General features: G+C 49.8%; 12 protein-coding genes. 2 read left to right on the forward strand and 10 right to left on the reverse strand.

From position 1 onward, the window contains the following. Positions 1-76: 76 nt before the first annotated feature. The 6 genes from VN379_RS05850 to VN379_RS05875 form a co-directional block, all read right to left on the reverse strand. Positions 77-1,765, reverse strand: coding sequence for a putative bifunctional diguanylate cyclase/phosphodiesterase (locus tag VN379_RS05850; RefSeq protein ID WP_325531773.1), 1,689 nt, complete (start codon positions 1,763-1,765; stop codon positions 77-79). 14 nt (positions 1,766-1,779) lie between these two features. After that, the gene (locus VN379_RS05855; protein ID WP_325531775.1) at positions 1,780-2,205 is read right to left on the reverse strand and encodes a response regulator; all 426 of its coding nucleotides are present in this window, start codon (positions 2,203-2,205) and stop codon (positions 1,780-1,782) included. A gap of 79 nt (positions 2,206-2,284) precedes the next feature. Next, entirely contained in the window at positions 2,285-3,106 is an 822-nt protein-coding gene (locus VN379_RS05860; protein WP_325531777.1) for a Cof-type HAD-IIB family hydrolase, read from the reverse strand. A 434-nt stretch (positions 3,107-3,540) separates the two neighbouring features. Next, positions 3,541-3,885, reverse strand: coding sequence for a phage holin family protein (locus VN379_RS05865; RefSeq protein ID WP_325531779.1), 345 nt, complete (start codon positions 3,883-3,885; stop codon positions 3,541-3,543). 127 nt (positions 3,886-4,012) lie between these two features. After that, positions 4,013-4,540, reverse strand: coding sequence for an MGMT family protein (locus tag VN379_RS05870; RefSeq protein ID WP_325531781.1), 528 nt, complete (start codon positions 4,538-4,540; stop codon positions 4,013-4,015). Next, on the reverse strand, positions 4,534-5,547 hold the full coding sequence (locus VN379_RS05875; protein WP_325531783.1) for an alpha-hydroxy-acid oxidizing protein: 1,014 nt from the start codon (positions 5,545-5,547) through the stop codon (positions 4,534-4,536). Before VN379_RS05875 ends, VN379_RS05870 begins: the two co-directional genes overlap by 7 nt. A 152-nt stretch (positions 5,548-5,699) precedes the next feature. Here VN379_RS05875 and VN379_RS05880 point away from each other — a divergent pair, with 152 nt between their 5' ends. Then, entirely contained in the window at positions 5,700-6,239 is a 540-nt protein-coding gene (locus tag VN379_RS05880) for a DUF3231 family protein (protein WP_325531785.1), read from the forward strand. A 37-nt stretch (positions 6,240-6,276) separates the two neighbouring features. On the opposite strand, the gene rd is transcribed toward VN379_RS05880, so the two are convergent. From rd to uvrA, 3 genes are all read right to left on the reverse strand, one after another. Then, entirely contained in the window at positions 6,277-6,435 is a 159-nt protein-coding gene (gene rd, locus VN379_RS05885) for a rubredoxin (RefSeq protein WP_325531787.1), read from the reverse strand. A gap of 359 nt (positions 6,436-6,794) precedes the next feature. Beyond that, complete coding sequence (gene uvrC / locus VN379_RS05890) at positions 6,795-8,600, reverse strand: excinuclease ABC subunit UvrC (RefSeq protein WP_325531828.1); 1,806 nt, start codon at positions 8,598-8,600, stop codon at positions 6,795-6,797. A 24-nt stretch (positions 8,601-8,624) separates the two neighbouring features. After that, entirely contained in the window at positions 8,625-11,459 is a 2,835-nt protein-coding gene (uvrA, locus tag VN379_RS05895) for an excinuclease ABC subunit UvrA (protein ID WP_325531789.1), read from the reverse strand. A gap of 177 nt (positions 11,460-11,636) precedes the next feature. On the opposite strand from uvrA, the gene VN379_RS05900 reads away from it, so the two are divergent. Beyond that, positions 11,637-12,158 (forward strand): hypothetical protein, encoded by a 522-nt coding sequence (locus VN379_RS05900; RefSeq protein WP_325531791.1) that lies wholly within the window; start codon positions 11,637-11,639, stop codon positions 12,156-12,158. A gap of 54 nt (positions 12,159-12,212) precedes the next feature. On the opposite strand, the gene uvrB is transcribed toward VN379_RS05900, so the two are convergent. After that, positions 12,213-14,288 (reverse strand): excinuclease ABC subunit UvrB, encoded by a 2,076-nt coding sequence (gene uvrB, locus VN379_RS05905; RefSeq protein ID WP_325531793.1) that lies wholly within the window; start codon positions 14,286-14,288, stop codon positions 12,213-12,215. Between the last annotated feature and the right edge of the window lie 4 nt (positions 14,289-14,292).

Below are 14,292 nucleotides of genomic sequence, written 5' to 3' on the forward strand. Positions count from 1 at the left end.
TGTAAAACAAATACTGTTTACAGCAATATTTTTGTCTAAATTTGTAATATTATCAATAAAAAAGACCGCCGTGGGACTACCATTGGCGATCCAGCATATTTTCTACCTGCGCAGCCGGCAAAGGCCGGCTAAATAGATACCCCTGCATGGTATTACAATTCATCTCCCGCAAAAATACCCGCTGCTCACCTGTTTCCACACCTTCGGCCACAACTTTGAGCCTAAGATTATGGGCCAGTACAATAATAGCAGATATAATTGCTGCATCCTGGGCATCCTGGGTGGCGTCCTGGATAAAGATCCTGTCGATCTTCAGGGTTGTAATCGGAAAGCGTTTTAAATAACTTAGCGATGAATACCCTGTACCGAAATCATCGATAGCAATTTTTATTCCCATTGCCCCCAACTCGCTAAGAATAGCGATCGTATAATCAACATCGTGCAAGGCAATGCTCTCAGTAATCTCCAGTTCCAGATATTCCGGGGCCAGACCGGTAGCAGCCAGCACCTGACTGACCCTGCCGGTAAAGTTAGGCTGCCGAAATTGGCGGCCGGACAAGTTTACCGATACAACAACCGGCGGATAGCCTTTATCCTGCCAGGCTTTATTCTGGGCGCAGGCCGTCCTGAGCACCCATTCACCAATTGGCACAATCAGGCCTGTTTCTTCGGCCAGCGGTATAAAATCCAGAGGTGGCACCAGGCCACGCTCGGGATGCTGCCACCGGACAAGCGCCTCGAAACCGGTAGTGCGGCCGGTAAAACCATCAATCAGTGGCTGATAATAGACTACCAGCTCATTATTACTAAGCGCCTGGCGCAGGCTGTTTTCCAGCATCATCCGCTCCAGCACCTTTTCATTCATACTCTTGGTATAAAACTGATACCCGGCCCCACCCTGTTCTTTAGAACGGTACATAGCCGACTCGGCATTTTTTAGCAGCATGTCCGCATCCTGCCCATCGTCAGGGCAGACAGCAATACCAACACTGGCTGCGGCATGCCAGGTATAACCGTCCAGGTCAATCGGCCGGCGAATTTCCTCAATCATAATCTCAGCAAAGATTGCCGCCATTTTGGACTCAACCAGATCAGGCAGCAAAATGGCAAATACATCGCCGCCAACCCGCGTGACCACAGCCTTTTCACCCAAACAGCGGGTTAGCCTGATCGCAATAATACTAATAAGCTTATCGCCCAGGCTATGGCCTAAAGTATCATTGACCATTTTAAAACGGTCAATGCCAACAAAAAGCAGGGCCAGCATACCACTACTGCGCTCAGCTGCCGACAGAGCCATTACCAGACGGTCAATCAGCAGCAGGCGATTAGGCAACCCTGTTGCCCTGTCAAAGTATGATAAATACTCAATCATAGCCTCGGCACGGCCTAGCCGGATCGCTGCCCGCAACCCCTGGGACAGGCTTTCTTCAGTGAGTTTCCCTTTCACCAAATAGTCGGTGGCGCCGGCCTTCATCGAATCAACAGCCAGCTGTTCGTCTCCCTGGCCTGTCAAAATGATAACAGGCGTTTTGACCCCGGCCCCACGGATGGCTGACAGCACAGCCAGCCCATTGTCGCCAGGCAGGCAGTGATCAAGGAAAATACAGTCATAACCACCTAGCCGGGCTTTATTTAACCCATCAGTGCCATTATCGGTTTCGTCAATTACAATACCGGCGTGTGCCACTTTAAGCGCCCGTGTGACCATAATCCGGTCAACCTGATCGTCATCAATAAGCAATATACGGAGTTCTTCAGCCATGCCAGGCCTCCCCCTTATGGCATTTCGCTTAATGTCCAGTAATGATCAAGCGCAGCCATAGTTTCAACAAATTGATCAAATGACACCGGCTTAATGATATAACCGGCAACATTTAGCTGATAAGCAGCAACAACATCACATTCCTCATTAGAGGTTGTTAAAACAATCACCGTCAAGATCTTATGTTCAGGGTCCTGTCTGATTTCACGCAAAAATTCAATCCCGTTCATGCGTGGCATATTAATATCAAGCAGAATGATTCCCGGCTTCAGCATACCGCTTGGGCCGCTCTGTCCGCGTAGCATGGCTAACGCCTCAACGCCATCGCGGGCTATGTATAGAGGATTGGTCAGGTTAATTCTTTTAAAGGCTCGCATCACATTCATGATATCTACTTCGTCATCTTCCACCAGCAGTATACTCATGCTCTTATCCCGCATAATGAGCCTCCATACCCTTTTGGTAATGATAATTCTCACCTGCGCCTGTAATTTCCTGCTGAAGGGTGTCATAACAAAGTTATTTTTTTACATCCGCGTTAAAGTTTTGCAAAACATATTTTTCAATGGCTTCCGCAACACCGTCAGCATCATTTGACAGGGTCTCCAGCCGTGCAGCCGCTTTAACTGCCGCGTTAGCATTACCCATAGCCACTCCCCAGCCTGCATACTTAATCATATCCAGATCATTGCCACTGTCGCCAAGGGCCATAATTTCGTCTTGCTTAATACCCAGCTTGTCCGCAAGAAAGGCGAGCGCATGCCCCTTATTTGCCAATGGGTCGGTAATCTCCATAAAAGTCGGTTTGGAAATAGCAATACTGAGTTTGTCGCCAAAAGCAGCCTTAACCATGGTAAAGATCTGTGCAATCGCTTCAGCACTATCCATAATAAGCATCTTACTCGGGCGTTCTTTGACAGTGTAAAAGCTATCCCCAAGAGCAGTCACCGGTACCCTGGCCAACTCCGCGTAACGTTTAGCATAATGATTAACCTCTGCTACATAGAGCTTGTCATTTACATAACTCTGGATATACCAGCCCCGCTCCCGGCATAGCTCAAGTATCTGCTGGGCAATTTCACCGGCAATTGGCCGGTCCAGCAGGGTCTCACCCGACAAACTGGACTTAATTAACGCGCCGTTATAGGTAATAAGCGGGACATCAAGTCCCAACTGCCTGGCATAGGGAAGGGCTGAAGCGTACATCCGCCCGGTAGCGATAGTCACAGTAACCCCCCTGGCCACAGCCTTGCGGATAGCCTCGCAGGCCCGCGGTGAAACGGCAAGTTTACTGTCTAATAAGGTGTCGTCCAAATCCAAGGCTATTAGTTTTATCGTCATTGTCAATCTCCTTTTTTATAGCAGCAGCCTATTCTATATACACGCCTTAAAGTTTTGCAGGCGGTACACTACCCACCTGCGCCTGCAAACTTCTTTACTGCATATATAATAAGAAAAACCGCTGTTCGGTCTTTTGGCTTTGCGCATATTAAATAATCCTGAAATACAAAGGAATGGTTTTTACTTTTGTCATTGCCACAAAAGTAACAAAAGGTCTAGGCCCGAAGCCTCCAAAAGCTGAAAAACCGGACGGTCTTCCTAAAATCCCTAAACTCGCTACGCTCAAACAGTACGGATTTCTTAACGGAATACCGCCCGGCTTTTCTCCTGCGGAACGCTTTTTCCGGCAAAGGCCGGGGGGTTACCGGGGTTGCGGGCCCGTACTTTCTGACATGTAAAAAAGGAATTTTGCTGTTGCAAAATTCCCTCCGGTTTTACCTGTCTTTTATTACTTTAGACAGCGTAAAGCTGCATAGAGTCATAAGCAGCACGCTTGTCAGTAAGGCTAAGGCGCCGGTTATTTGAAAACCGGGCAGTGTTTTAACGACCATCAGGGGTGTACAGATGTTAGTCATAACGGTAATACTGCCCAGCGTCACTATATTGAACGGCAGTTCAGTAAGGGCTAACAGCGGTCTGATGGCGGCATTAGCCAGGCCGACAATCGTCGCGCCAAGCAGTGTCCCTCCGAGGGTATCAACAAAAACACCGGGTATTTCAGCCACAACTACCATCAAAATAACAGCATTAATTATAATTCGCAACAAAAAACCTGTCACCGGGTAATCCCTCCTGCCGAATAAGACCGATTGCAGCATAGAGCCGATACTAATTATTATATCCCACCAGACAAAATTCCCGCAACATTTTTTTACAGCACTTTAAGCCTATATATATGCAGACTGTTTATAAACTGTCCCCACTTTCTAATAACAGCAGTGCCTGCTTCATATCGATCCCGCCACCAAAACCTGTAAGACGGCCATTAGCCCCGACCACCCGGTGGCAAGGCACCACTAACGGTGTGCGGTTGTTATGCAGTGCACCCCCCACCGCCCTGACTGCCCTGGGCCTGTCAATAGCCTGAGCAACCGCCTGGTAGCTCACAGTGGTTCCATAGGGAATATCTGCTGTATATCTAAGGACTGCCGTCTGGAACAGGCTATAAAAACGCCAGTCAACAGGGACTGAGAAACTGATCTGAAAGCCCTGAAAATATAGCTTTAAGTCACCGGCCAGCTGCTCAGACCAGAGACGGGCCTTATGACCGTCCTCCAGCCGCATCGCATCCTGGGTTCGAATATCGTTAGCAGCAAGCCGCTCATCCGGGCGTGGGAAACCCAGTTCCCACAAGCCGGTGTCAGACCACACGGCAGCCACCAGACCCCAGCCGGTACTAATTACATTGCGGTAAAGACCTGATGGTTTTACCATAGAATCTCAACAGGCACACCGCTCAACCCGGCGGTACCAGTCAGGGTCATTGCAGCGTTAAGTTCAGCCTTATATTTATTTAATACAAATTCCACCCCATCAGCACCACCGCCTACCGCAGCAATCGCCAGCGGCCGTCCAAGCAATACGGCGTCAGCCCCCAGCGCCAGCATCTTAAGGACATCAGCGCCACTTCTGATGCCGCCGTCAACAAGCACTGTCATCTTTCCCTTGACAGCCTCAGCGATATACGGCAGCACCTCAGCCGTACCAGGGGTATGATCAAGCGCCCGGCCCCCGTGATTGGAAACAACAATGGCATCAACCCCGGCCTGCCAGCAGGATTCCGCATCGTCGGGGGTCATGATTCCCTTGACAATAAACGGGATTGTTGTATGGTTTTTAATATATTCAAGCTCCTGGATAGTTTTCGGACCTACCGGTTGACCGGCATTGGTCATATTGACAAGTGCAGCAGCATCAATATCCATGCCAAAGGCCGGTGCACCGGCGGCGGCAGCCTTTTTGGCCAGTTCAACAATTTTATCTGTCTCCCGCGGTTTGACAATAGGGATGCCCCAGCCCTGTTCGTGGCTAATAGCGGCCATACCTGAATCAAAAACTACCGGCACCGGACCATCGCCGGTCATGCCAATCGTGCCCGCCTTGCGGCAACCGCTGACAATCGCCCCGGTATACGCCGCTTCAGACAACGCGCCATTCATATTAAGAGCAATGCCGCCAATTGCTGCGCCGATAACCGGCAGCGCCAGGTCTAACCCCAGGATGCGGCAGGACAAGTCAGGATTTTTCACACTATGGACAGTTCTTAGATTTAGCCGGCATTCAGCCAAAGCCTGTACATTATGACGAAAGGCCGCGCCTGTACCCAGGCCACCCATGCCAGGCACTTCGCCGGCACAGACATACCCGTTACATACCGGACAAACCCGGCATGCCCCGCGAAACTTTTCCAGCGCCGACGTTCTAATTGTATTTATATCCATACAAAATTCCCTCCCGAGTTAAACAGTTTCCTTTTGTTGAATTTCTTGTTTATCAGGTAAAATCCTGCCGGTTGTGTTTAAACTCAGGTATAAAATTTGTCAACTTGACCATATTACAAGTAGATAACCGTTGAGTTGAGGAGGCTATTACGATGACTGTGATGGACAAAATTAATTCACAAACCCGCACGATCATGAATTCCATATTTGACAAGGAACCTTTAAACTACATTGAGGCTGCCGGATTATACGGCATAGTCGCTCAGGGCCGTTTCAACATTTCACTCCTGCAGGTGATGTACAACCATGCCACTGACACCGAGCTAAAGGCCCTTGTTAAGGAAGCGATTGACCAGCATACCGAAATGACGATTGAAGAGGCGGAAGAAAAGCTTGCAAGCAGTGATGGCCACACACCAGGCTTCCATTTTGTCAAACGCAACCTGCATAATTCATCACTTAACATCCCTGATGATGCCCGGCTTACGGACAAAGAAATAGCCATTGCTGTAGGCTCAATGGCCAAGGCTTCGCAAGCAGTTCTGCTGACCTGCCTGCACCAGTCCTATCAGCTGGATGTTGCACTCATGTACCGCAAAGCCCTGGATGACGGTCTTGATTTTGACTATCGGTTATTGCAGCTGATGCTGAAAAAAGGCTGGCTGCCGCATCTTAATAAAATCGCTCATTAAAAAAGTCGCGCACATGCGCGACTTTTTTTGTATGTAATTAAATTTGTTCAAACTGGTCTTTGCCTACACCACAAACCGGGCATTGCCAATCCTCGGAAACATCTGCAAATGCCGTTCCCGGCTTAACACCATGATCCATATCACCCTGGGCAGGATCATATTCATAACCGCATACCATACATTTATATTTTTCCACGACAATCACTCCTTTTTAACAATTAGATTGCATGTCTATATTTTACTATTTATGGAACAACAATGCAACTAAATTACCAATAATTTGCAGACATACATCATGCCGTGATGTAAAATAAAATTGAGCAGAGAATGCCGTCTCTGCTCAATAACCGAATAGGAGGTGAAACTATGCGCCTTGAGACTAAATGGTTCACTCTAACCATCTCAACCGGTGCGCTGCTGATGATCTCACATATCATCAGTCAGCTGGGCAAGTAACCGCCTATTCATCGACAAACGCTCTTGTTACAGCAAGGGCGTTTGTCATATAAAGCTTACTTTCATTATAACCGTTTTATACTTATTTTAACAAGTATATTATATTTTTTTATTGCGGAAAAAATTATACACTGCCTCAGCCGCCGGGTTGCTCATACCGTCTACCTTGGCCAGCTCTGCCACTTCCGCTGCTTTAATCTTAGCCAGGCTGCCAAAGTGATCCCACAGGGCTTTGCGCCGTTTGGGACCAATGCCGGGGATATGGTCAAGCACAGAAACCAGGTTCCGTTTTGAGCGCAGGTTCCGGTGATAGGTGATTGCAAAACGATGGGCTTCATCGCGGATGCGCTGCACCAGGTACAAGGACTGGGAGTGACGCGGCAGGATGACCGGCTCGCTGCTTCCCTCGCGAAAAATATGTTCAAACTCTTTAGCCAGGCCAACAACCGTCACTTCACTAAGCCCGGCGGCACGGATAACCGGCAGAGCCGAGCTAAGCTGCCCCTTACCACCGTCAATAATGATTAAGTCCGGAACAGGACCTTTTTCGAGGGCCTCACGGTACCGCCGCCCCACGACCTCTTCCATTGACTTGAAGTCATCAGGCTTGCCCTCCACTGTTTTGAGCTTATAGCGGCGGTATTCATTTTTATTCGGCTGCCCGCCCTCGAATACCACCATCGAGGCTACCGTTTCCGAACCCTGAATATGCGAGATGTCAAAACACTCAATCCGGTCCGGTGCAGCAGGCAGCCCCAAATACTGTCCCAGCTCGGCCGCCGCTCCGGTTGTTTTGTCAAAATCAGAATCCTGCCTCACTGCCTGCTCCTGCAGCACATTGGCCGCATTACCTGCCGCCATATTGACCAGATCCTTTTTAGTACCGCGTTTAGGTGTTTCCACCTGCACCCTGCCGCCCTTGACAGTGCTCAGCCAATCAGATAAGAGCTGCTGTTCGGCCACGTCAAACGGCAATAGGATTTCCCGGGGAATAAAGGCAGCTTTACTATAATACTGCTTGACAAAAGCCTCCAGGATGTTCTGGTCGGTCTCGTCTTCGCCACCTGACAGCATAAAGTGATCACGCCCCACCATCTTTCCACTGCGGATAAAGAATACCTGAGCACAGATGCCGGCTGCCGACCGGGCCAGACCGACCGCATCCTGATCGCCGCTGCCTGTCACGATATTTTGCTTTTCAATAATCTTCTCAACAGCCGTAAGCTGATCACGCAGCCTGGCCGCCTGTTCAAACGCCAGTTCCTCAGCAGCTTCCGCCATACGCCGTCTAAGATTTTTGACAACAGCATCACTGCGGCCTTCCAGGAACAGCCCCACGGCTTTGATCATCTCGCCGTAGGTTGCCTGATCGATCTTGCCGGCACAGGGGGCCAGACAGCGTTTGATATGATGTTCAAGACAAGGCCGTTTTGCATCAAGCTTGCGGCAGGAACGCAGGGGAAAGAGGGTCTTTAACAGCCGCAGGGTTTCATGGACTGCCCCGGCGCTGGTATATGGACCAAAGTAGCGGGCACCGTCCTTTACCACTTTCCGGGTAGCATACACCCGTGGATAATCCTCATAAGTCACTTTAATATATGGATAGGTTTTATCATCTCTCAGGCTGATATTGTATTTGGGCCGGTGCTTTTTGATCAGGTTGCACTCCAGGATCAGCGCTTCAATCTCAGATGCGGTAATGATATATTCCAGATCAGCAATCCGCGCCACCAGCGCCAGTACTTTCGGCGCATGATTGCGGCTTGACTGAAAGTAGGAACGCACCCGGTTTTTCAGATTGATCGCCTTGCCAACATAGATAATCCGGCCTTTATTGTCTTTCATCAGATATACGCCAGGCTTATCAGGCAACAGCGCCAGTTTTTCCTCAACGACGGCGGAGATTATAGAAATGGCCGGATACCTCCCTTACTGCCGCGGTCCGCGTGCTAAAATCGGGGCTAAATAATGACCGGTATAGGACCGCGGTACAGCCACTACCTGTTCCGGTGTGCCCTGGGCGACAATGGTCCCGCCCCGGTGACCGCCCTCAGGGCCCAGGTCAATAATATAGTCGGCTGTTTTAATCACATCCAGGTTATGTTCAATAACAACAACCGTGTCGCCGCCGTCGACCAGCCGCTGCAATACCTCCAGCAGTTTATGAATATCGGCAGTGTGCAGCCCGGTAGTCGGTTCATCCAGAATATAGAGGGTCTTACCGGTGCTGCGGCGGGCCAGTTCGGTCGCCAGCTTAATCCGCTGGGCCTCACCGCCTGACAGCTGGGTGGCCGGCTGACCAAGTTTAATATAGCCTAAACCAACATCCTGCAGGACCTGCAGCTTACGGTGAATCTTCGGGATGTTCTGGAAGAATTCAACCGCCTCATCAACAACCATATCCAGCACATTGGCAATACTTTTGCCTTTGTAGCGAACCTCTAAGGTCTCGCGGTTATACCTGGCCCCTTTACATACCTCACACGGCACATACACATCAGGCAGGAAATGCATCTCGATTTTGATAATACCGTCACCTTTACAGGCTTCGCAACGGCCGCCCTTGACGTTAAAGCTGAACCGGCCCGGCTTGTAGCCGCGCATCTTGGATTCAGGCGTCTGGCTGAATACCTCCCGGATATTGTCAAACAGGCTGGTATAGGTCGCCGGGTTGGAGCGTGGTGTACGGCCAATGGGTGACTGGTCGATATCAATAATCTTGTCAATATACTCAAGGCCGCGCAGCCCGTCATGAGCCCCTGGCCGGGCGTGGCTGCCACGGTATAGCTGACTGGCCAGGCCTTTATATAATATCTCATTAACCAGGGTACTTTTCCCGGAGCCGGACACACCGGTAACCGCGGTAAATACCCCTAAAGGGAAGCGGGCATTAAGCTTTTTGAGGTTATTCTCCGTAGCGCCGATTACCTCCAGCCATTTGCCGTTAGGCTGCCGGCGCACAGCCGGGACCGGAATGGCTTTCCGGCCGCTTAGATACTGCCCGGTCACAGATTCTTCGCAGGCTTTGATCTCCTCAACCGTGCCCTGGGCAACAATGGTACCGCCGCCGGCACCGGCAACCGGGCCAATGTCAATAATATGGTCTGCCGCATACATGGTATCTTCATCATGCTCCACCACCAGCAGCGTATTACCAAGGTCTCTCATATGCTTTAAGGTATCTAATAGCCTGTTATTATCACGCTGGTGCAGGCCAATACTTGGCTCATCCAGGATGTAAAGCACCCCAACAAGACCTGAGCCAATCTGGGTGGCCAGCCGGATCCGCTGGGCCTCCCCGCCGGACAAAGTTCCCGCCGCCCGGTCCAGTGTCAGATAATCAAGGCCGACATTAAGTAAAAAACCCAACCGGGCATTGATTTCCTTAAGGATTTGATTGGCAATAACAGCCTCCCTTGCGGTCAGTTCCAGGCTGCCAAAAAACTCTTTCGATTCAGCGACCGTCATCCGGGTCACTTCATTGATATTCTTACCACTGATCCTGACAGCCAGCGCCTCCGGTTTCAGCCGCGCCCCCTTGCAGGCCGGGCAGGGCTTGGAGCTCATATACTCTTCGATCTCCTCCCGGGCCCAGTCAGAGGTTGATTCACGGTGACGACGGGACAACAGGGGAATGACACCTTCAAAATTCGCGTGATAGGTCTTCTTTTCACCGTACATGTTCTCATAACGGAAGGTAAATTTATCCTGACCTGCACCATAGAGAATAATCTCTTTAACTGGTTCGGGTGTTTTTTCCCAACTGTCATACAGTGTCTGCCCGTAGTGTTCAAGCACTGCCTCCAGCTGGCACATAAAGTAGGAGTTAGAACTCTTGCTGAGCGGGGCAATGACCCCGTCAATAAACGATTTGCCCGGATCAGGGATTACCAGAGCCGCATCAATCTCCAGATTGTTGCCCAGGCCGGTGCAGTCCGGACAAGCTCCAAACGGGCTGTTAAAAGAAAACATCCGTGGCGCAATCTCCGGCAGGCTGATGCCACAGTCAACACAGGCAAAGTTCTGGCTGAACATAAGCTCATCGGCGCCACCGACATCCACAGTCAGGATACCACCGCCCAGTTTAAGCGCAGTCTCGATTGAATCTGCCAGACGGGCGGCGACGCCCTCCCGGACAGCAATACGGTCGACAACAACCTCAATGGTATGTTTTTTATTTTTTTCCAGCTTAATCTCATCAGTGATATCGCGAATCTCGCCATCCACCCGCACCCGGACATAGCCGTTCTTGCGGATATCCTCGAGGACTTTTTGATGCTCACCTTTTTTACCACGCACCGCCGGGGCCATGATGCTCAGCCTGGCGCCATCGCCCAGGGCCAGCAACTGATCAACCATCTGCTCGACGGTTTGCTGACTGATGGGTTTGCCGCACTTCGGGCAATAGGGACGGCCGGCCCGGGCAAACAGCAGACGTAGATAATCATAAATCTCAGTTACTGTTCCCACAGTCGAACGCGGGTTGCGGCTGGTAGTCTTCTGATCAATCGAGATGGCTGGTGATAAACCCTCGATATAGTCAACATCAGGCTTGTCCATCTGGCCCAGAAACTGCCGGGCATAAGCCGATAATGACTCAACATAGCGGCGCTGACCTTCGGCATAGATCGTATCAAATGCCAGTGAAGATTTCCCTGATCCACTCAGACCGGTGATAACTACCAGCTGGTCACGCGGGATCGTTATGTCAATGTTTTTTAGATTGTGCTGTCTGGCACCTTTAACAATAATGCTGTCTGTCATGTAATGGTTCCCCTCTTTTAAACTACTATCTATTAATTGATATTGATTATTCAACTTTTTAATTATACCAGTATTCTCGCTGTAATGGTAGCATGCAGTTGCAACAAAATGTTGACCCTTGTCCTTTTCCTGCTCAACAGGTACAATGACAGTATAAGAGCAAAAGGAGGGATCGGCGTGGAGGAGATATTAAGGCAACTCCTTGAAGGTCAGCAACAATTATTTGAAGGCCAAAAACAATTATCTGAAGGCCAGCAACAATTATCTGAAGGCCAAAAACAATTATCTGAAGGTCAAGCACAGATTGGTACCCGTCTTAACCACCTTGAAGATGAATTTAGTGCTGTAAAAACTGATCTTATTCATGTAAAAGTTGAACTTACTTATCTAAAAACCGATCTTAGCGGAGTAAAAACTGAACTTCATAACGTAAAAGCCGAACTCTCTGAGGTTAAAGCAGATATGGCCAGTAAAACACAGCAGAATGAAAATAATCATTTCATTGGCGCGCTCTTACACCGCACCGAAGAACTAAACGCCTTGGTAACCAACCTTGGTTATACATCTGCCAAAATTGAAGGAATGCTGGCCAATGCTGCCACAAAAGACGACATTGCCGATCTGTCTGCGCAGCTCCAGGTCGTAAATGAACGCATTTTCAGACAGGAAACTGAGATACGAAAACTTAAAATAGGCTAAATATACACCCGGCCGCAACGCCGGGTGTTTTTGTGTCTGGCACTAACTTCCTTCTTATTTTTTCTGCCGCTTTGGCTTACCGCCGGCGGCGTTTTTTGTTTTTCCCGGACCGGCCCCGGCTTTTTGCCGGAGTTCGACTACCATGTCTCTGAGTTCGGCAGCCCGCTCAAATTCAAGCTGCTTAGAGGCCTGGCGCATTTCCTTCTCCAGATTGGCAGCCAGTTCAAGCATATCGGCGCGGTCCATATTACCAATGCGATCAGCTTTGTAGGCAGCAGGTGTCTCAGCAATCTTAGTTGTTTCAATAAGTTCCTTAACCCGCTTTTCAATTGTCTTGGGGGTTATCCCATGCGTAACATTATAGGCCAGCTGAATTTCACGCCGGCGCTCGGTCTCGCCCATCGCCCGGCGCATCGAGTCAGTAATCTTATCAGCATACATAATGACTTTGCCGTGGGCATTACGGGCCGCACGCCCAATTGTCTGAACCAGCGAGGTCTCCGATCGCAGGAAGCCCTCTTTATCCGCGTCCAGGATGGTCACAAGTGACACTTCCGGCATATCAAGACCTTCCCGCAGCAGGTTGATGCCGATCAGCACGTCATGCACGCCAGCACGTAAATCACGGATGATTTCCACCCGCTCGATTGTCGCAATATCTGAATGGAGATAGTTGACCTTAATCCCCATCCCTTTCAGGTATTCGGTCAGGTTTTCCGCCATTTTCTTAGTCAGCGTAGTTACAAGCACCCGCTCATTGGCTGCTGAACGCAGTTTAATCTCGCCAAGCAAATCATCCATCTGCCCTTTAATAGGACGGACCTCAATCTCCGGATCAATCAGACCGGTTGGCCTAATGACCTGCTGGGCTACCTGGCTGGCATCTTTTAGCTCATAAGCAGCCGGTGTGGCCGAAACATAGACAATCTGATTAATCCTGGCAACAAACTCATCAAAGGTTAATGGCCTGTTATCAAATGCCGATGGTAACCGGAAGCCGTTCTCGACAAGTGCTTCTTTCCGCGAGCGGTCACCGGCATACATCGCTTTAATCTGTGGCAGGGTAACATGGGACTCGTCAATGACAATGAGAAAGTCTTCAGGAAAATAATCCACAAGCGTAAACGGTGATTCGCCCGGCTGGCGTTTAGTAAGATGCCGGGAGTAATTCTCAATGCCAGAGCAGTAGCCCATTTCCTGCATCATTTCCAGATCATACCTGGTGCGCTGGTCGATACGCTGCGCCTCCAGCAGCTTGCCGTTAGCCCTGAAATAAGCCAGGCGGTCATCCAGCTCGTTCTCAATATCCTGCACTGCCCGCAGCATGTTTTCCCGTGAGGTGACATAGTGGGATGCCGGATAGACAGCAATATGTTTACGCTCGGCAAGAATCTCGCCGGTAATTGTATCGATTTCCAGGATTCGCTCTACCTCATCACCAAATAGTTCAATCCGTAAGGCCTTTTCCCCATAGGCAGCCGGGAATATCTCAACAGTATCACCCCGGACCCGGAAGGTACCCCGGGTAAAGTTGTAATCGTTGCGCTCATACTGGATTGCGATAAGCTTGCGTAATATTTCATCCCGGTCTTTAATCTGGCCTTGCCGGAGTGACAATACCAACCCCCGGTATTCATCCGGTGAGCCTAAACCGTAAATACAGGACACACTGGCAACAATGATGACATCACGCCGTTCAAACAGCGAACTGGTAGCCGAGTGGCGCAGCTTGTCTATCTCATCATTAATTGAGGAATCTTTTTCAATGTAGGTATCAGTATGGGCAATATAGGCTTCAGGCTGGTAATAGTCATAATAGCTGACGAAATACTCAACAGCATTATTGGGGAAGAATTCCTTAAACTCACTGGCCAGCTGAGCAGCCAGTGTCTTGTTATGGGCAATAACCAAAGTCGGTTTTTGCACAGCCTCGATGACCTTGGCCATAGTAAAGGTCTTACCGGTGCCGGTAGCCCCTAAGAGTACCTGGGCCGGGTCGCCGCGTTCGATACCGTTAGTTAACTGGACAATGGCTGATGGCTGATCGCCGGTAGGAATAAACGGGGCCTCAACCTTAAAAGGAATGCCACCTTCCTGGTGGACAGTATTGAGTTTGGGTACAGTTGCCATTATA

Origin of the sequence: Sporomusa sp. (assembly GCF_035561255.1) — a bacterium.
In the GTDB taxonomy this organism is placed as follows: Bacteria; Bacillota; Negativicutes; order Sporomusales; family Sporomusaceae; genus Sporomusa.